The sequence below is a fragment of the Pedobacter lithocola genome, assembly GCF_042650845.1.
Lineage (GTDB): Bacteria > Bacteroidota > Bacteroidia > Sphingobacteriales > Sphingobacteriaceae > Pedobacter > Pedobacter lithocola.
In genome coordinates this window covers 1-17,934 of sequence record NZ_JBHSBW010000001.1, presented here as the reverse complement: position 1 = coordinate 17,934, position 17,934 = coordinate 1, and the positions used below count along the sequence as shown (strand labels likewise).

At 31.7% G+C, this 17,934-nt stretch carries 18 protein-coding genes; 12 read left to right on the top strand and 6 right to left on the bottom strand.

Annotation, left to right across the window (positions count from 1 at the left end):
• Positions 1-214 precede the first annotated feature (214 nt).
• Complete coding sequence (locus tag ACFOWA_RS00090) at positions 215-817, bottom strand: DUF4339 domain-containing protein (RefSeq protein WP_378980617.1); 603 nt, start codon at positions 815-817, stop codon at positions 215-217.
• Positions 818-987: 170 nt separating this feature from the next.
• Between ACFOWA_RS00090 and ACFOWA_RS00085 the strand changes: the two genes are divergently transcribed.
• The 3 genes from ACFOWA_RS00085 (at position 988) to ACFOWA_RS00075 (ending at position 3,222) form a co-directional block, all read left to right on the top strand.
• Complete coding sequence (locus ACFOWA_RS00085) at positions 988-1,209, top strand: helix-turn-helix domain-containing protein (RefSeq protein ID WP_378980615.1); 222 nt, start codon at positions 988-990, stop codon at positions 1,207-1,209.
• 112 nt (positions 1,210-1,321) lie between these two features.
• Positions 1,322-2,260 carry a hypothetical protein gene (locus ACFOWA_RS00080; protein WP_378980613.1) on the top strand — a complete coding sequence of 313 codons (939 nt, stop codon included), beginning with the start codon at positions 1,322-1,324 and terminating at the stop codon, positions 2,258-2,260.
• Positions 2,261-2,472: 212 nt separating this feature from the next.
• Complete coding sequence (locus ACFOWA_RS00075; protein WP_378980611.1) at positions 2,473-3,222, top strand: hypothetical protein; 750 nt, start codon at positions 2,473-2,475, stop codon at positions 3,220-3,222.
• 277 nt (positions 3,223-3,499) lie between these two features.
• Here the strand turns inward: ACFOWA_RS00075 and ACFOWA_RS00070 are convergent, their stop codons facing one another.
• The 3 genes from ACFOWA_RS00070 to ACFOWA_RS00060 all read right to left on the bottom strand — a co-directional run bounded on the left by ACFOWA_RS00070 (position 3,500) and on the right by ACFOWA_RS00060 (position 5,951).
• A complete protein-coding gene (locus ACFOWA_RS00070) occupies positions 3,500-3,847 on the bottom strand; it encodes a hypothetical protein (protein ID WP_378980609.1) in 348 nt (115 codons plus the stop codon).
• Between the two features lie 354 nt (positions 3,848-4,201).
• Positions 4,202-5,110 carry a DUF3871 family protein gene (locus tag ACFOWA_RS00065; protein ID WP_378980607.1) on the bottom strand — a complete coding sequence of 303 codons (909 nt, stop codon included), beginning with the start codon at positions 5,108-5,110 and terminating at the stop codon, positions 4,202-4,204.
• Positions 5,082-5,951: an AAA family ATPase gene (locus ACFOWA_RS00060; protein WP_378980605.1), complete on the bottom strand. Its 870-nt coding sequence runs from the start codon at positions 5,949-5,951 to the stop codon at positions 5,082-5,084. The genes ACFOWA_RS00065 and ACFOWA_RS00060 overlap by 29 nt, the downstream gene beginning before the upstream one ends.
• A 250-nt stretch (positions 5,952-6,201) precedes the next feature.
• On the opposite strand from ACFOWA_RS00060, the gene ACFOWA_RS00055 reads away from it, so the two are divergent.
• From ACFOWA_RS00055 to ACFOWA_RS00045, 3 genes are read left to right on the top strand one after another with little or no spacing between them, the layout of a single operon-like run.
• Positions 6,202-6,663: a hypothetical protein gene (locus tag ACFOWA_RS00055; protein WP_378980603.1), complete on the top strand. Its 462-nt coding sequence runs from the start codon at positions 6,202-6,204 to the stop codon at positions 6,661-6,663.
• Positions 6,641-7,561 carry an ATP-binding protein gene (locus ACFOWA_RS00050; RefSeq protein WP_378980601.1) on the top strand — a complete coding sequence of 307 codons (921 nt, stop codon included), beginning with the start codon at positions 6,641-6,643 and terminating at the stop codon, positions 7,559-7,561. The genes ACFOWA_RS00055 and ACFOWA_RS00050 overlap by 23 nt, the downstream gene beginning before the upstream one ends.
• Positions 7,562-7,598: 37 nt before the next feature.
• Positions 7,599-7,892 (top strand): STAS-like domain-containing protein, encoded by a 294-nt coding sequence (locus ACFOWA_RS00045; protein ID WP_378980599.1) that lies wholly within the window; start codon positions 7,599-7,601, stop codon positions 7,890-7,892.
• A gap of 103 nt (positions 7,893-7,995) precedes the next feature.
• Here the strand turns inward: ACFOWA_RS00045 and ACFOWA_RS00040 are convergent, their stop codons facing one another.
• Positions 7,996-9,123 carry a tyrosine-type recombinase/integrase gene (locus tag ACFOWA_RS00040; RefSeq protein WP_378980597.1) on the bottom strand — a complete coding sequence of 376 codons (1,128 nt, stop codon included), beginning with the start codon at positions 9,121-9,123 and terminating at the stop codon, positions 7,996-7,998.
• Positions 9,124-9,472: 349 nt separating this feature from the next.
• On the opposite strand from ACFOWA_RS00040, the gene ACFOWA_RS00035 reads away from it, so the two are divergent.
• The 6 genes from ACFOWA_RS00035 (at position 9,473) to ACFOWA_RS00010 (ending at position 15,634) form a co-directional block, all read left to right on the top strand.
• Positions 9,473-9,853, top strand: coding sequence for an START-like domain-containing protein (locus tag ACFOWA_RS00035; protein ID WP_123204756.1), 381 nt, complete (start codon positions 9,473-9,475; stop codon positions 9,851-9,853).
• 30 nt (positions 9,854-9,883) lie between these two features.
• Positions 9,884-11,308, top strand: a complete 1,425-nt coding sequence (locus tag ACFOWA_RS00030) for an LptF/LptG family permease (protein WP_378980595.1) — start codon at positions 9,884-9,886, stop codon at positions 11,306-11,308.
• A 130-nt stretch (positions 11,309-11,438) separates the two neighbouring features.
• Positions 11,439-12,650, top strand: a complete 1,212-nt coding sequence (locus ACFOWA_RS00025; RefSeq protein WP_378980593.1) for a bifunctional 3,4-dihydroxy-2-butanone-4-phosphate synthase/GTP cyclohydrolase II — start codon at positions 11,439-11,441, stop codon at positions 12,648-12,650.
• Between the two features lie 91 nt (positions 12,651-12,741).
• Complete coding sequence (locus tag ACFOWA_RS00020) at positions 12,742-13,917, top strand: glycosyltransferase family 87 protein (protein ID WP_378980591.1); 1,176 nt, start codon at positions 12,742-12,744, stop codon at positions 13,915-13,917.
• Between the two features lie 5 nt (positions 13,918-13,922).
• On the top strand, positions 13,923-14,855 hold the full coding sequence (locus ACFOWA_RS00015; RefSeq protein WP_378980589.1) for a glycosyltransferase family 2 protein: 933 nt from the start codon (positions 13,923-13,925) through the stop codon (positions 14,853-14,855).
• Positions 14,855-15,634, top strand: a complete 780-nt coding sequence (locus ACFOWA_RS00010) for a polysaccharide deacetylase family protein (protein ID WP_378980587.1) — start codon at positions 14,855-14,857, stop codon at positions 15,632-15,634. Before ACFOWA_RS00015 ends, ACFOWA_RS00010 begins: the two co-directional genes overlap by 1 nt.
• A gap of 21 nt (positions 15,635-15,655) precedes the next feature.
• On the opposite strand, the gene ACFOWA_RS00005 is transcribed toward ACFOWA_RS00010, so the two are convergent.
• Entirely contained in the window at positions 15,656-17,416 is a 1,761-nt protein-coding gene (locus tag ACFOWA_RS00005) for a S8 family serine peptidase (RefSeq protein WP_378980585.1), read from the bottom strand.
• Between the last annotated feature and the right edge of the window lie 518 nt (positions 17,417-17,934).

Below are 17,934 nucleotides of genomic sequence, written 5' to 3'. Positions count from 1 at the left end.
ATAAAACTAATTTTAAAATATACTCTAAACTACTCAATATCAATGTTCCATAAAAATGTTTAACCTGGATATTCTATTTAAGCGGTGAATGATTGTGATAAATTTAAATTTCTAAACGTGGTTGATTTCTATGGAATAATAAGGTCATCCTAACTGTAGGAATGAATTGTTTTAAATTCCTTTTGTCTCATCTGTGGATCAAATTAACTTTTATTTATAATCTAAGTCTTTTACTGAAATATTTAAAATATTGGTAGAATGGGATATAAAAAACTAAAAAAGTGATTACAAAAACTAAAAAGAATGTTGGTGTTGATTTATCGATGATAGTTTCCGTAATAGCTTTATCTAATGTTTGGGAAACGCTGATATTGGATGGCTTAGGGCAACTTGAACAACCTGGAATCCCATTAAACATACTATCGTATTTATAAACAATAAAACTTCCAAAATCTCTTCTCATAAAGTACTCTAGCTTGTCATCAGCATTTTCAGAATTTAATTCTTCTCTATGGTTCAACTTAAAAATGACAGCATCAGTTGCATCACCACCTACTACTAAGAACATAATTGCACTTACAAGAAGAGCCATTAAAAAACATTTTTTTGCATTATTTACCTTAATACTTTTCAGGCCTCTGGATGGAGGAATCAGTTTAATTAAAGTATTTAACTCTGGAATCTCTTTAGCCTCTTTCCAATCACTATTACTATCTTTCCAGACAAGGGTCTTAGAGTAGATTTTATGGTTACCTAATTCATTTAAAGAAAATGGCCCTAATTTTTTAAGACCTTTTGAAATATAATATTTATTCATTGAGAGGTTTGATTAATGATCATGTTAAACTTAGTTATCAAATATGATAATTTATAAATTTTCTTCTTAATAAAGTTGAATTTATTTATTAACAAACAACCTAGTTGTCTTATATGATAACCCTTGAAAGTTTAAATCTCTTCTTTTTGTTATCGTATTTGATAATAGTAATGACAGAAGAAGAGCTACTTAAAAAAATAGGTCAAAGGATAAAGGAGCTTAGAAGGGAAAAGGGAATGCCTCAAATTGAGTTAGCTGTTGAATTGAATTATGAAAAATCAAATATGTCAAGATTAGAATCAGGGAGAGTAAACCCGAGGATTACTACCTTATTTAAAGTAGCAAAGGCATTAGATGTTGATTTGCAGGAGCTCATAAATATTACAAAGTAGTCTTCTTAATTATTTCAAAACGGCTATTAATTTAATAGGCTAATTTTTAATGATATTTCTTTATTAATATAAAATATTAATATTTGGAAGTCTTTAATGCACAAGCTGAAATATGATAAAATATCCATTGTACCTTTATAGAGAATTCAAAAAAACTAAATACCAAAAACTTTATTCAGATTTTTTTACCCAAAACAAGATGTTTTTTTCATATGATAAATATGAAATAAATTTTGAACTAAGAACCAAAACCACAGCAATCTATATAAACGAATTTGGAGATCAGTATCTTAGTGAATCTTTTGAAAGTTTTGATGAAATAATTAAAAAATTATTGGACACATATAATGATGAAACAATTGTCAACATTAATGATTCACTTGCCTTTATATTTGAAGAAGAAAACAAGTTAAAATTTTTGAGCTCTTTAACTTCTGAATTGAAAGAACTTACACAAGAATTTGCATCATTAGTTACAAATACTGACATTCACGCAATTATAAAATCTTCAATTCTTACCCTTATAGACGCTATTACCAAGCAGGAAAACTATATTTCAAAAAGCAATATTACTTTTAAACCTAAGCCTGTTAAAAACCAGCCTCTAGATGGAAAAGGGAGATTCTCCATGGAGCCTAATTACTTTCAAAGGATTGAACTTTTATTTTCAGCCTTAATTGAAAAAAAAATTATTTCTGATAAGACAGATCTAAAAGACTTTTCAGGAGCATTTGATCAACATAATAATAATAATAATGACCGAAAACTAATTAGCTGGATAGCAAAATCAAAATCTTCCCTATCTTCAAAGCCTCTATTGTTGTCCTTTATTGATTCATTGATTTATAAGGAAATTATAGCATTTGAGAAGCCTTCAGTAATAAAAAATAAAATAGTCGAGATATTTGCCAACCATGATGATTCAGTAATTAAAATTGAAAACCTAAGAGTTGCAGCTTCCCAAAGAAATACAAATTCTAAGACTATAACACCTCAGCAACACCTTCTTGATTCTGTTATTCAGGACTTTTTGTCCATTAATTTAAAATAGTAAATTTCTATTGATATTTATTAAGCTATTTTAAAACCCTATAAATCAATGCTTTATTCTATGTGTAAAACATTAAGTTATATTTTTTTAAAGAAGTTTAATTAATTTCTCTCTAAAGTATTCAAAGTAATACCTTAATATTAAGCAATTAAAAGTCTTTTTATTTTTAGGTATTAGGCATAGTTGATGTTCAATCATTAATTATGAACAATATGAGAAACTCTGTTCAAGACACAAGGTGTTCTGTGAATAGCAATAAAAAAAAGTCAGAGATAGTAAACGAAATTGAAGTTACTATTCCTGCAATCATTGATCTCGATTCTTTATTAATTTCTTATCCTACTGGTATAGCAAACTCAAAAGATTATTTACTATATATCTTAAGTAGGTTAAGAACAAAAGGAGATAGTGCTAAAGCCTTTACCCAAATAAGCAGTAGTAAACTAAAAAAAATGGTTGATAATTACAGCCCTCTTGTAAATTGGCTTATACAAAGGGAAGTACTTGAGTATGATGATTCTTCAAAATATAAAATTTCTATGAAATGTAAGGGCTACAGGTACACTTCAAAATTTCGCCATTCAATAATCAAGAAAGAGACCATTACTTTGAGAACTCTACTAAAAAAAATCCATTCCAGTTCACAAGCCAATGAGTTCAAAATTCCTCAAAATACCATAAGTATTGAAACTAATTTATATGGTTATGAGCCAGTTTGGATTTCATCAACACAATTGGCAAGTATTCTTAATCTTAGAAGAAATAAAATGATGAAGGGTTTTAAAGAGTTGAAGATTATTGAAGATTTGGATTATGAATTTAATGGAGGCTGGTATAAGTATATAATGGTTAAAACCAAATTACACAGATTTGTATTAATCAAGAGATTTGATGAATTTGCAGTAGAAAAAATTCGTGTTTTATCAAATCAATACCCTGATTTATTTCCAAAAAAAGACTAAAATTCTGATTAAATCCCACAACATTATTTTAATATATATTATAGTTGTTTAATAACGAAAGGATATGCTTCATAAATTGAAGACATATCCTTTCGTTGTTCTCCCTAACCTATAGAGATGTAATAAACCAAATATTTAGTTGATTGTTTATGGATTAATTTTTATTTAAAGGCTTCCTCCTACCCTAGAGGTAGTATTATTCTTTATTTTCGGAGAAGTATACTTTTAAGATATTCTAGCTTTAGCTATTCCATCCTACCCGAAGATAGATATCCCCCTAAATACTGTTCTCTGTTTTTGAAAGCAAAAAGCTGCTGATAGTGCCACTTTCATTCTCGGGGCTGTACTCATATCTGTGGTTTCTCGTTATTATCTCTGAGGTCTCAGGAATAACAAATTCATAAGGCTCGCATTCTACCCTGACTATAGAGCCAGCCAATTCCTGTCCAATTAGGCTCTGGCAAATGTCTTCATTAAATGTAGATGGTATAGTTGCTTTTTTTGCAGTTAAATACATTCCTCCATTTTGAGATTTAACCACCTCTATTCCACTTTGAACAACTAAAACAAAAAACTCTCTATCGTCTTCTGATTTACGTTTCTGATACTGAATAATTCTTACCATAATTTTAAATTCTTTAAAAGTTTATAACCATATTTTTTTGGCAGTGTGCCTGAAGATTTGTGGGGGTGTTGAGGTAGTTTAGGTGGGTTTGTAGGATAAATGAGGGCTTAATTTTAGAGCCCTCTTTTTTAGGGTAGGGGGGAGTTTGATTTTAGAAAGGTAGGTGGGGGATGCTCTAGGGAGATTGATACAAGGGTAAAAGTCTGACAGAAAAATTTTTTATTATTTTTTGTTAGACTTAAAAACCACTCTTTTTAGCATGTGATTTTACAGAAAAATCTGGTTACTCTAAAAACCAATGAAATTTACTTTCTTTTTTGGCTTCTGAAATACCTGATACAAATTCATATGCGTTTACACTCCTATCAAAAAAATATCAATGTAACTAGATTTGTTGGAGCCTGTAAACAAGTTGTATAATCTCCATAAATCAATGCTTCCATCTTCATTTTGGCAAAATGTTTCATCATTATAATAATCCTTAACCACCATTCCTAACTGTGTATCGCCAAATTGAAGTTCAGGCAGGTGCATCTTATCTTTCTTAGGTAGGAATGCATACATTCTTGCTTTACCAATCAAGTGTGCAAATTCCCTTTGGGGTAGGATGAAATTTTGGAAGCTATCTAAATTTTCAATGTGCCTTTGTGCATTATATTGAGTAAGTAGTTTTAATATTCCATCCATTAATTCTTGAGTATTTCTAACCCGCAATTCTCCCCTGTAACCATCTGTAGAAATGCAGAGATTAGTACAAACTTTATTCTGAAATCCTATAAAAATTTTAAAATGCTCTTCTGAACCTTTCTTGCTATATAGATTATCTAAATTATATGCCTTAATGCCACCAATAGTTAGATTGAGTCTATTTCCATTTATTACTGATGATATTGAAGGAACCTCAATTACAAATGCCATCCTTTCATAATAAATGGTTTTTTCTTCTTCCAGTAGTAGATGGGCAGGTTTATTTTTGGCTTCAGGTATTCTGCCTTTAATTGGGTGGCTCACCCTTATATTTGGAATCATAATTTCCTCTCCTTCATAGATATGACTTACAATCTCATTTGTCATCTCTATAAAATCAGCTTGACTAATCACAGGTTGGTTGTCTTTTACAAAAACTGGAATTAAATGTTCTTGCTTAAGTTCATGATAGGTTGTTTGAAAAGTGTTGGCTATAATGAATGGTTTGTCAGTGGATATTCCCTGTTCATTAAATCCATTTAAGCTTCTATTGGTTGGTAACGTTAAAACTTCCATTGCTATTAAATTTTGTTATTATTCTATTTGTTAATTGAAAAGTTGATTTTTTAAGATTAAATTCTTCTGATAAAGATTGTTGATGATTGGAGTTTTGATTGAAGATTTCCCTTAATTCCTCAAAATTTCGTGCATTTTTTATTAGCTTTTTTACTGTTTCAATATCATTCATGCTGGCACTGTTGCACCACTCCAATATTTTTCTACCTGTGTGAGTAGTTATTTTAAATTCTGGGTTATCAATGAAAATATTAGTTCTATCCTTTGATGCTATAGCAAAATGTTTGGAATTGATGTCTAGTACTATAGTAAATTCGTAATCTACACCATCTCTTTGAACAGCTTTTAATCCAATTTTTTCAGGTATGTATTTTCCATTTTGCTGATTCAGTATATAATCCTGCTTAACTCTCATGGTGCTTATAACGTGTGCTTTAGCTTGCAAAATTTTATTGATAAATGCATTTTGCATAGGTGTAATTTTTCCCCAATTTGTAAAGGAATTCCCAGTCATATTAGAATGTAGTTCTATGAGATAATCCCAGCAATGGCTTATACTATCAATAATTACCACCTCCATTTCAGCGTTAATACACATGTCTATGGCTTCAATATATTTTTCTGGAGAGTAGGGAGCATCAATACTTATTATGTTATAGTCTCCATGGTTTGAGTACAAATCAGCACTACAATTTTCTGTATCAATTACTGCTATTTTTTTCCAATCATTACATAAACCAAAGGCTATCAACAATGCTGACAGACTTTTTCCTGAGCCACTAGTTCCTTGTAGAGCCATTTTTATTTTCGCTTTTTTTCTTTCTGCTTTTCTGATTTCCATATTTTAAGATTTTGGTTAAAAAAAAGGGGACATAACTTGAATTACACCCCCCTTTTAAATTTGATTTGAAGATATTTTATGATGGCCATATCTTAATTGCCGAGTCCGAGAATAATCATTCTCATTTGATTACGTTGTTAAATTTAAAATCTCTATTTATTCTGACAAAATGGTAATTGATCCATTATTAACTATATTTAACCCATGTATATAACAATATAAATGAAAAAAGTATATCTTTCAATAAATAATGCTTTCAAGAATGGGTGATGTTAAAGATACTGTAGAGTCAATATGCCAAAATATTGGTAAGGCAAATTATTTGATTGTTTTTTTGCTAATTGCGTTGGCTATTAATCTTATTGCAACAGTAGGAAGAATAGTTGTTGACATCTTTTTGAAAAATAAAGACAAGGGTATTCATAAAGCAAATCTAATTACTTCAAAATCTATTGAAGTACAAAAAGATGTGTATGATAATATTTTTAGTCTTTCGAATTTTGATGTTAATCAATCACAAGAACTTTTTGATGAGATTACTGAAATCAAAAATAAAATCAAAAAAGAGAGAATTCATTTTGATAAGAAATTATTTAAAATTGCTTTTGAAGCCTTAGATTATTTTTTAGTGGTGTCAACAGATTATAGTAAAAAGGATTTTAAATTTGAGGATGAAGTCATGATGTTATATGCAGAACAATATCGTAAATAAGAAGGTTATACTTCCAAAGCATTTTAATATTAGTTCTGTACCAAGTGTTTTGAAAGAGATTGAGGGTATATTTTCTATCACTGGAAAAAAGATCCCTGGCTTTATACTTGACACAAGTAAAGTTGAGGATTTATCTATGATTGGAGCCCTGCTTCTTTATAAGATTGTGGAGTTTACAGTAATTTATGAGTGTTTTGTAAGTGCAACGATTGCTTTTCATCCAAATTACAAAGTGATGCAATTTCTTGCCCAATATGGTTTCCATGACTTAATAACTGCATTTGTCTATGATAAAGAAAATAAGATCAGCAAAGAACTTAAAAAATTGAAGATTTCTGTCAATGATAAATTTATTATAGCTCCCAAAGCTTTATTAAGAGATGATCCAAATAGTAGGGAAGAAATTAATAAGCTTTATCTTCCCCAGATTCAGACATATTACAAGAATGACCCCAAGGCAATATCAATGATTTTGTTAGTTTTTTCCGAAATTTTATTAAACTTCTGGGAACATGCTCAAAGGGATTCTCAGTCAATCATTGTAGCCAATGGGAACAAAAATAATATACAAATTTCTTGTGCGGACACTGGGGAAGGTATAGTTTCAACCCTAGGTTCAAAATACCCTAACAAAAGAGAAAATGCTCAATTTATATTAGGTAAAAGTATTGAAAAAGGAAACACTTCAAAATCGGGAACAAATCACATGGGATATGGGTTGTGGATTCTGGATGAAATAACAACTGCAGTTAAGGGACAGATGTACATATATTCACAAGGTGCTTATTATTCAAACGAATCTGGTAAAAAGAAAACAGGAAATTGTGGTTATTGGCAAGGAACAATTATTTATCTTTCACTACCTTTATTCCACTCCAAAACATTAGAAGATATATAATAGATACTACAAATAGCGCTTTAAAAATAAACTGGAAATGAAAATAATCAATTTAGATAAATATGGCCCAATTATTAGTGATAAGGCTGTTGGAGATGAAATTTACTATTCTTTAAAAAAAGCTTTGAGCTCGAATTCATCTATTGAAATAGATTTAATCAAAATACATTCTATGGCTACATTTTGCGCAAAACAAATTTTCGGAAAACTATATATTGAGCTTGGTTCAAGTGCTTTTTTTGAAAAAATCATTTTAAAAAATGCAACTAATGACTTGAAGACTATCATTCAGATAGGTGTTCAAGATGCATTGGATGAAAATAATCGGTGATTTATTTAGATTCTTCTTTGGATATGTAACTATGCTTTAATGTCAGATGACATACTACATATTGTTCTTATCAAGCTTTTTTATTCATCTTTGAAAGTTAATATTATATCAGCTGTGGCATGCAATTTTTTAAATCTTCATTATTAGTTTCTCCTAGACCTCTTAAATAGTTTAAGGTCACTATCATGTTTGAGTGTTGTAGAAGCTGTTGAACTACATGTAAATCCTTTGTTTTTCTATAAACATTCACTACAGCTGTATGCCTAAAGGAATATAGCGTTTGGTTTTCTTGTATAAGTCCTGCTTTTAACATTTGTGTTTTAGCTCTAGACCATTGGGTTTTAAAATAATCATCATTAAAAGACTCTGCAGAAGCTAGGCTGAATATATTAGTTTCCACATCATCAAAACCAAATAAGTGTTGTTTCAATTCTTTACTCAAGTAATCAGGAATATAAACAGTTCTAACTTTGCCACTTTTATTTTCATTTCCTGATAAATGTATTTCGGAAAAATCCTTACTAATATGTTTTAACTTTAACTGTCTAACTTCTTGATGAGGTCTCAATAAGCACCCATAAGTTATAAGAGCACATAAATAGAGATTGTAGTGGTTTACTTTTAGAAATTTGAAAACCTCCCTCAGCTGTTCTTCTGAATAAACTTCATGCAATTTTGCCTTAATTTTTTGTTTAGAAGTTTTATTAACAGGGTTTTTTTGGAGGTAATCTTTTCTAACTAATTCTGAAAAAAATATTGAAAGTGAACGTCTTTTGTTCATATAACTTCTTCCTGATGTCTTAAATTGATTTAAAAAATCTTCAATTATTTCTAAAGGTATCTCGGTTACTAGCTTTGTTAAAAGTTCTTTAGGAATGAAGTTTAAAAATTGCTCACATACTTTCTGTAAATCTCTTTTATAGAATTTGCTGTATGGGGAATTCAGCTTTTCAGCCAATATGTTTTCAAAAGAATCCTTTACTATCTGTATTTTTTGTTCTTTCTCTATCCCTGTAGGGTTCCAATCATTTAGTAAAGCTTTATGGCATTCTAGTTGCAGTTTTGATAATAGCTTATTTCGTTCTTTGATTGTTTTTGCATGATTAGGAAAAATTGGTAAGTTTAACTTGTTACCATTATAGAGTTTATATCTTATCGTAAAATAGTAGAAAAAGATATAAGAACGGGAATTTAAATCATTGTTGGTTGATATTTGTGGTGAAGTAAACATAATTGTTTAGATTATGCATAAATAGATATCTTGGATGGGTAGGATGAAACCTAATAAGCTGTAGTGACTCACACTAATAATTCTGAGCAACTTAAATGTCTCACCTGTGAATCAAAAACAATTTTGAATAGAAAAAACCTTGATTTGAAGTAGTATGTGGATTATTAGAAAGGGTTATGAATCCTGCGCTCTAACCATCTGAGCTACCCCGCCGGGTAAAAATATTTGCTTATATTACAAATATTTGTTTGGTTATTTTTTGGAGTTGCAAATATAGAATAAATTACCTTTCTTTAGAAAAATAAAATAAAAAAAGTAGTCCGGAAATTTAAACCGGTTTTGAATTGACATGGCAGATAAGAAAAAATTCACGCTCGAATATGAGGTTAAATCATCACCGAGAATACTGTATAGTTTTATAAGTGAGCCTAATGGCCTTTCGCAATGGTTTGCCGATGATGTTAATTTTCGCGACCAAGTTTACACTTTTACGTGGGATGATGAAGAACAAAAAGCTAAGCTCGTTTCTATAAAAGAAAACAAACTTGTTAAGTTTAAATGGCTTGATGACGAGCCACAATGCTACTTTGAAATGGAAATCGTTCAGGATGAATTGACTAACGATGTAGCGCTTGCCATTACCGATTTTTCTACCGATGAATTGCTTGCAGAAAAAAGATTGATTTGGGATAACCAGATTGATTACCTCATTAGCGTTTTGGGTGCCTAATATTTATTATGCTTTGTTTACCTTTGTTAGGTGAAAAAAATACATCTTTTAGTAATTAAAACATTCATAAGGCCATTTATTGCTACATTCTTTGTGGTAATGTTTATCCTTTTAATGTTTTTTCTTTTTAAATATGTAGATGATCTTATTGGCAAAGGCTTTGAATGGTACACAATTTTAGAATTAATGTACTACCAATCGATGGTACAAATTTCTATGGCGCTACCGCTTTCGGTTTTGCTTTCTTCTATCATGACTTTCGGAACACTTGGCGAAAACTACGAGTTAGTCGCCATAAAATCTGCTGGAATCTCCCTTCAAAAAGCCATGAAGCCATTAGTAGTTCTAATTCTCCTATTAACTGTAAGTTCATTTTTATTTTCAAATTTCATTTTACCAAAAGCCAACCTGAAATTCTACTCCTTAATGTACGATATGAGGAATAAAAAACTGGCATTTCTTATTAAACCTGGCGTTTTTAACAACAGCATACCAGACTACTCTATACGTGTTGACAGTAAGGATGAAGGGGGGAAAATGAATGGAATAATGATTTACGATCATAAAGGCACTAATGGCATTCCGAAGGTAATTATGGCTAAGGAAGGTGAAATGGTTAAATCAGCTGATGGAAAGTTCTTAGTTTTTAACCTAAAAGATGGGGTAACCTATGAAGAACAAGCCAGTAGTAGCGGAGTCTATAACCCTCGACAAGTAATGTTACGCAGTAGGTTTAAAGAAACCAAGCCTAAGTTTGATATGAAATCTTTCGATTTGAGTAAAACTGACCAAAATGCATTTGGAAATAGTACAGTAATGCTTAACCTAAAAGGTATCGAAAGAAAACGAGATTCTTTGCAAAAGCAAATGGATACACTTCACATCAATACAACCAGAACTTTAAGCAACAACTTCAAACAACATAATATTGCTGTAGGCTATTCTAAAATTAAATCCGCTCCTAGAGTATTGCATGATAATATTTTAAAGGACATACCTAATGGTTCGCGGTTACAAAGCATGCAAAATGCTGCAAATACGATATCGGTTATTACACAAAATCTTGCTAATGGAGCGCCAAGGCAAGAAGATTTGAGAGGCGAAATCGTATTTACAAGTGTAGAATATCAACGAAAATTTACGCTAGCTGCATCCTGCATTTTATTGTTTTTCATCGGCGCACCACTTGGAGCAATTATAAGAAAAGGCGGTATGGGTTTACCTGTGGTTATAGCAATCGTTTTCTTTTTAATTTATCATATTATAACAACAGTAGCAGAAAAATCTGCCCGTGAAGGCTCCATTAACCCAATATTTGGAATGTGGATTGCATTTATTTTATTAACTCCATTGGCCGTTTTTTTAACCTACAAAGCCACGGTAGATTCTGCCCTGTTCGATATCAATTATTACAAACAGTTTTTTATAAAGCTGCTAAAAATTAAGCAACGTTAAGCGCTGTTTTCCTTTACTTCCAAATGATATATTCTTAAAAAAAATGCTCAATAAGGTTGTACCTTTGTACTAATTGATGGTTTAAAACAGCATCGTTTAGCATGTTTAAATCATATTGTAACTAAGTAAAATGCAAACAAAATTAAACACCATACAAGAAGCTATTGATGATATCAAAGCTGGCAAAGTTATTATCGTTGTAGATGATGAAGATAGAGAGAATGAAGGCGATTTTTTAACTGCCGCCGAGAATGCAACGCCCGAAGTAATAAACTTTATGGCAACTTATGGGCGAGGCTTAATTTGTGCTTCATTAACTGAAGAGCGATGTGATGAACTGAACCTCAACTTAATGGTTGGAAAAAATACAGCCACACATGAAACAAATTTTACAGTTTCTGTTGATTTGATCGGACATGGTTGCACAACTGGAATTTCGGCAAGCGACCGCTCTAAAACTATGATGGCTTTAGTTGATCCAAACACAAATCCCGATGAACTTGGAAGACCTGGTCATATTTTTCCATTAAGGGCGAAAGATGGCGGGGTAATAAGAAGAGCAGGTCATACAGAAGCATCTGTAGATTTGGCCAGACTTGCAGGAATGAAACCTGCCGGCGTTTTAGTAGAGATTTTAAAAGAGGATGGCGAAATGGCTCGCCTACCAGATTTATTCAAAATCGCCGAACAACACCAGCTAAAAATCATATCTATTGAAGATCTAATTGCTTACAGATTAGGGATTGATAGCCTGGTTAAACAAGAAGTAACTATCGATTTGCCCACCGAATGGGGTAATTTTAAAATGACCGCATACACCCAATTGGATAACAATGCAACCCATCTTGCTATTTCTAAAGGCGAATGGAATGCCGATGAGCCAATTCTTACCCGAGTACATAGTTCATGCGTAACAGGAGATATTTTCGGATCGTGCCGTTGCGATTGCGGACCGCAATTACATAAAGCTTTCGAAATGATTGAAAAAGAGGGAAAGGGTGTTGTGGTTTATATGAATCAAGAAGGTCGCGGTATTGGATTAATTAATAAACTTCGCTCTTATAACTTACAAGATGCTGGGTTTGATACCGTTGAAGCTAACATAAAATTAGGCTTTAAAGGTGATGAACGCGATTATGGTGTTGGGGCTCAAATTTTGAGATTACAGGGTGTAACTAAAATGCGTTTGATGAGTAACAATCCAACCAAAAGAGCTGGTTTAATTGGCTACGGATTAGAAGTTGTAGAAAATATTCCAATTGAAATCGAGAGTAATGTACATAACGAACGATACCTAAAAACTAAGAGAGATAAAATGGGTCATTCCATTATGAAGGGATAACTAACTTAAATTATCTTTCTTAACAATTTGATAGTGTTCAAAGCAGTTTGGCAATGTAATATAATTGCTATATTTGCATCACTAATCAAACATGGTCTCTTCCCTAAAAATTAATATAGATAAGCTTCTTGCTTATTTTTTAAGAAAGCAGTGCGTATTTATTATTTATATTTTACTTGCAGTTATCTCAGCATTAAAGCAATACCTTCATCACAGTTATAACAACTACTCCATCTTTAAATATGTTTACTGGCATACGGTAGATCTCCTAAATCTTTACACAAACTATAGCGAATACTTAGACAGCAATCATTACGGACCACTTTTTTCTCTGGTAATTGCTCCATTTGCACTATTACCCGATGGTTTAGGTATGATTTTATGGAATGTAGCCAACGTTTTAGTTTTGCTTTGGGGGATTTACAGTTTACCGATATCATTAAACAAGCGGTCCATAGTTGCTTTAATTTGTGCTCACGAAGCATTAACAGCATTATTTAGTTTCCAGTTTAATATTGCTTTGACTGGATTAATAATCCTGAGCTTTACCTATTTACTAAAGAAAAAGGAGTTTCAATCTGCCATATTTATTGCGCTTGGAACTCTTATTAAAATTTACGGAATCGTTGGCTTAGCATTTTTCTTTTTCACAAAGAACAAAGTAAAATTTGTTATTTCTGGTTTGGTTGCAATCGCAATTCTTTTTGCTTTACCAATGTTAATTTCATCCCCAGCCTTTATTTTTCAATCCTATCAAGATTGGTATTATTCTTTGGTTCATAAAAATGGTATTAATACTTCGTTAACATCCTTTCAAGATATTTCTGTAATGGGAATGGCGAGAAGAATTTCGGGAAACGCTAACCTTCCAAATAGCCCTTTTTTAATTGGAGGTATTGTACTCTTTGCATTGCCTTATATAAGAATCAAGCAATACAAATATTTAGCTTTTAGATTAATGCTTTTAGCTTCAACACTAATTTTTACCGTAATTTTTAGCAGTAGTTCCGAATCACCAACATATATTATTGCTTTTGCTGGTGTTGCAATTTGGTCTGTAAATCAACCAAATTCTAAAAATCCGTTATTAATTTTATTGTTAGTTTTTGCATTTGTTTTAACAAGCTTATCTCCGACAGATATTTTCCCCAAAGCCTTTAAAGAATTCATTCGCCTATATTCACTCAAAGCTTTACCTTGTATAATCATTTGGCTAACCATAACTTATCAAATGATGAAAGAAGATTTTGAATCCTATTCTATTTAAGATAAATGAATAAATTAGTATCCATAGTAATTCCGGCCTACAACGAGGCTGATAATATTTTTATTGTGGTAGAAAGTATTAAAAACGTATTTTCTGCACTTAATTACGATTATGAAATTATCCTAATAGATGATGGAAGTGCTGACAATACACTTCAAACCATTCGAGATTTTGCTTCATCATCTGATAACATATTTTTTCTTGAATTTTCAAAAAATTTCGGTCACCAACTAGCCGTTAAAGCAGGTATGGATAATGCTTATGGCGATTGTGTGATATCAATGGATTGTGACATGCAACATCCGCCAGAACTTATTCCGGATATGCTAAATAAATGGGAAGATGGTTTCGAAGTTGTTTATACCGTTAGAGAAGAGGATAAAAATCTTTCCAAAGGAAAGCGAAAATCATCTGGTTTATTCTATAAAATTTTAAATTGGCTATCAGATATTGAGCTGGAACCCGGCGCTGCCGATTTTCGTTTATTAGATAAAAAAGTAGTTAATGTTTTTAGAAACTTTAATGAGAATGAGCCATTTTTACGAGGCTTAGTTAAGTGGCTTGGCTTTAAACAACATGCTATAAAATATAATCCTGGCATTAGGTTTTCTGGTAATAGCAAATATACTTTCAAAAAAATGTTCAGGTTGGCATTGCATGGTGTTACATCATTCAGCATTAAACCACTATATTCTGCTGTTTATTTAGGATTCATATTATCTTTCGCTTCGATTCTTTATGTGCCATATATTATTTATGCTTTTGTAAATAACGTAGAAGTTTCTGGCTGGGCATCTGTAATTATGACTATTGTTTTTTTTGGTGGTCTGCAATTAATTATATTAGGCATTATTGGTATTTATGTAGGTAAAATGTTTATGCAGGTAAAAAACCGACCAAATTATATTATCCGTTCAACAAATATTCCTGTAAGATAATGGTGCTTTTAAGTTTTGATATTGAAGAATTTGACATGCCATTTGAGTATGGAAAGGATATTTCCTTTGCAGATCAAATCGCCATATCTAGAGCCGGAACAATCGCGATACTGGATATTTTAGATAAATATGAAATAAAAGCAACGTTTTTCTGTACGGTAACTTTTGCAGAAAACGTACCAGATTTGATTAAAAGAATAATTGATAGCGGGCATGAATTGGCATCTCATGGTTACTATCACTCTGATTTTAAACTAGAACATCTTCTTCAATCAAAATTAAAGCTCGAACAACTCTCGCATACAGAAATTTTAGGTTACCGAATGGCCAGAATGATGCCGGTAGATGAAAAAGAAATTGAAAGAGCAGGTTACGTTTACAACACATCTATTAACCCAACCTACCTCCCTGGCAGATACAATAATTTTAATATTTCCAGAACATTCTTTACTAAAGAAAACGTTTTTCAAATTCCGGCTTCAGTTAGTCCATTGATAAGATTTCCATTATTTTGGTTATCCTTTCACAACCTACCTTTAAGCATTTATAAAATGCTTGTAAGTTGGACTTATAGAAAAGATAAATACCTTAATATTTACTTCCACCCTTGGGAATTTACTAATTTAGATAATTTTGAACGCTTTGGATTTCCTGCCTACATCAGGAAAAATACAGGAGAAAAAATGATTAACAGAATGGAAAATCTAATTTTTTGGATGCAATTCAAAAATTATCAATTTGCAACTTTTAAAGAGTTTATTAAAACCATTAAAACATAAGTTGATATAATTCATTACAAACTATCTATAGCTTTCAGCCAATTTCAAGGCTTTGTATGCGTTCACGATTCCTCCACTAACACAGATTTCGTTAAAAGGAACCCTAACGTTATCACCCTTTTCATTCTTGTATTTAATTTTGTGCTCAACTTTCGTTACAGATTTCATGATAATATCCCTAACCTGTTCAGGTTTTAAATTAGGATAATAACTTAAAATTAAAGCCGCTAGGCCAGAAACTACGGGCGATGCCATACTTGTACCATCCAAATCTTCATATTTATTATCCGGCACTGTAGAATTTATTAAAAAACCAGGTGCAAAAACATCAACATTATACTTTCCATAATTGGAAAAATCTGCCTTTAAATTATCATCATCTTTGTAAGCACTAGCGCCAACTTCAATCCAATTGGAAGCATGTGGAAGTTGAAATTTCATAGAATCAATAGCAACAGGTTTGATTATTGTAGGTCTACCAATTGATGGCCGCATTCCCATTCCATTATTTTGCATTACTGTTTTAGGTGGTGTAAAATCATCAAGGTTTGGTTTTTTATGTGTCTGCTTATAGGCCTCAGCTTCTTTACTTTCATAAAATTTATTAGGGTAATTTTCTTCCACATCAGTATTTTGATTGTCATTACCAGCAGCATGAACTAACAAAACACCTTTAAGTTCAGCATATTTAACAGCTTCATCAACTATTTTTTTATCCCATTTATATGATTTACCAAAACTCATATTAATAACCTTTGCTCCATTATCAACCGCATATCTAATTCCATTCGCTACATCTTTATCCCGTTCATCACCAGTAGGTACTACTCTTATAGCCATAATCTCTACATTATTCGCTACACCTAAAATTCCTATCGAATTTTGTCTATTCGCACCAATTATGCCAGAAACATGTGTTCCATGCAATGCGTCAGGTCCTTTTACATCAGCATTTCCATAGTTTTTTTGGTATGGGTTAGAATAATCGTCGCCTACTAATTCAGCTCTTTTATCATATTTAGGATTTAGATTATATTTTAGCATGGCATCATACTGCTTGTAAGCATCCTTTATATTTTTGTAAAACTTTTCGAAACTACCTTCTTCCTTCGAACCCTTTCTTATAATAGTTTTAACTTGTTCTTCTATCTCATCATCAGCTTTATAATTTTCAATGTCATCATAAGTTGGAATTTTTTTGTTTGTGGTTTTGGATACAGAATCTAAAACCTTATTTATAGCCAGCAATACAGAGAATGTTTCACTTGCATCATTATATTTCTTCCCAAAATCCCCTGTTACCTTCTTGTAAATTTTATACTCTTCCTTTTGTACACTATCTAATGGGGTTAAGTTAGTGGTAGATTGATATTTTGGATGATAAATACGATATAGGCGGATAAGTTCCAAATTATCGAATTCCAAATTTCCTTTCCTCGAGCCAATAAAGTTCCAGCCATGAACATCATCTACATATCCATTTCCATCGTCATCAACTCCATTACCAGGAATTTCATTCTTATTGGTCCACAATACGTCTTTTAAATCCTGATGATTTACATCAACTCCACCATCAATTACAGCAACGATTATTTTCTGTTTAGGTTTTTTATCTTGTAAAATTTCACGATAAGCTTTCTCCGTACTAATGCCAAAATATCCGCTTTCCGCTAAATCCAAATTAAACCAATTTGCAGGTAACTTTACGTCCTTACTTTGCGCAAAACTTATAGCACTTACACATATAAACGAACAAAATAACAGTAGCCTTTTAAAGTTCATAATTATCATATTTATACCTACGAAATAATGCAATATTACGGTTTTATAATGGCGGGGTGATACATTTTTACATTAATTAACACAATGACTTTTATAAAGTGTTTATCCTAAACGTATACTTAATTACTTGCCTATTCATTACATTCCATATGTAAAAAAGGAATAAGAAATGATTGTGAAGGTTTTATATTATCTTGTAAATGAGGGGTCAGTTTTCTATAGGTTCTTTAGTCCTGCTATTCGCTACAATCTTTTTGGTTTAGGGTTGTGGTAGACTGATTGTTGTAGCACCAAAAAGGATTTTCGCTACTATCAGGTTTAGCTAGCCCGGGACTGTGTGGCTTTGGGAATACTGAAGCGTTAAAAGCTTTAGTTATTTATTCCCTGCTCCTTTTTCTTGGTTAATCTTGGTCTTAATCTCAATCTTATCCCCGGCCTCAGTCTTAATCTTATTCCTGGTCTTGGTCTGAGCCTTTATAAACGAAGAAACCCCTGCAGTTGTTACTGCAAGGGTTCTT

Coding starts and splice junctions, on each gene's coding strand:
- ACFOWA_RS00090 (WP_378980617.1), bottom strand. CDS start 817: ATGAATAAATATTATATTTCAAAAGGTCTTAAAAAATTAGGGCCATTT.
- ACFOWA_RS00085 (WP_378980615.1), top strand. CDS start 988: ATGACAGAAGAAGAGCTACTTAAAAAAATAGGTCAAAGGATAAAGGAG.
- ACFOWA_RS00080 (WP_378980613.1), top strand. CDS start 1,322: ATGATAAAATATCCATTGTACCTTTATAGAGAATTCAAAAAAACTAAA.
- ACFOWA_RS00075 (WP_378980611.1), top strand. CDS start 2,473: ATGAGAAACTCTGTTCAAGACACAAGGTGTTCTGTGAATAGCAATAAA.
- ACFOWA_RS00070 (WP_378980609.1), bottom strand. CDS start 3,847: ATGGTAAGAATTATTCAGTATCAGAAACGTAAATCAGAAGACGATAGA.
- ACFOWA_RS00065 (WP_378980607.1), bottom strand. CDS start 5,110: ATGGAAGTTTTAACGTTACCAACCAATAGAAGCTTAAATGGATTTAAT.
- ACFOWA_RS00060 (WP_378980605.1), bottom strand. CDS start 5,951: ATGGAAATCAGAAAAGCAGAAAGAAAAAAAGCGAAAATAAAAATGGCT.
- ACFOWA_RS00055 (WP_378980603.1), top strand. CDS start 6,202: ATGCTTTCAAGAATGGGTGATGTTAAAGATACTGTAGAGTCAATATGC.
- ACFOWA_RS00050 (WP_378980601.1), top strand. CDS start 6,641: ATGCAGAACAATATCGTAAATAAGAAGGTTATACTTCCAAAGCATTTT.
- ACFOWA_RS00045 (WP_378980599.1), top strand. CDS start 7,599: ATGAAAATAATCAATTTAGATAAATATGGCCCAATTATTAGTGATAAG.
- ACFOWA_RS00040 (WP_378980597.1), bottom strand. CDS start 9,123: ATGTTTACTTCACCACAAATATCAACCAACAATGATTTAAATTCCCGT.
- ACFOWA_RS00035 (WP_123204756.1), top strand. CDS start 9,473: ATGGCAGATAAGAAAAAATTCACGCTCGAATATGAGGTTAAATCATCA.
- ACFOWA_RS00025 (WP_378980593.1), top strand. CDS start 11,439: ATGCAAACAAAATTAAACACCATACAAGAAGCTATTGATGATATCAAA.
- ACFOWA_RS00020 (WP_378980591.1), top strand. CDS start 12,742: ATGGTCTCTTCCCTAAAAATTAATATAGATAAGCTTCTTGCTTATTTT.
- ACFOWA_RS00015 (WP_378980589.1), top strand. CDS start 13,923: ATGAATAAATTAGTATCCATAGTAATTCCGGCCTACAACGAGGCTGAT.
- ACFOWA_RS00010 (WP_378980587.1), top strand. CDS start 14,855: ATGGTGCTTTTAAGTTTTGATATTGAAGAATTTGACATGCCATTTGAG.
- ACFOWA_RS00005 (WP_378980585.1), bottom strand. CDS start 17,416: ATGAACTTTAAAAGGCTACTGTTATTTTGTTCGTTTATATGTGTAAGT.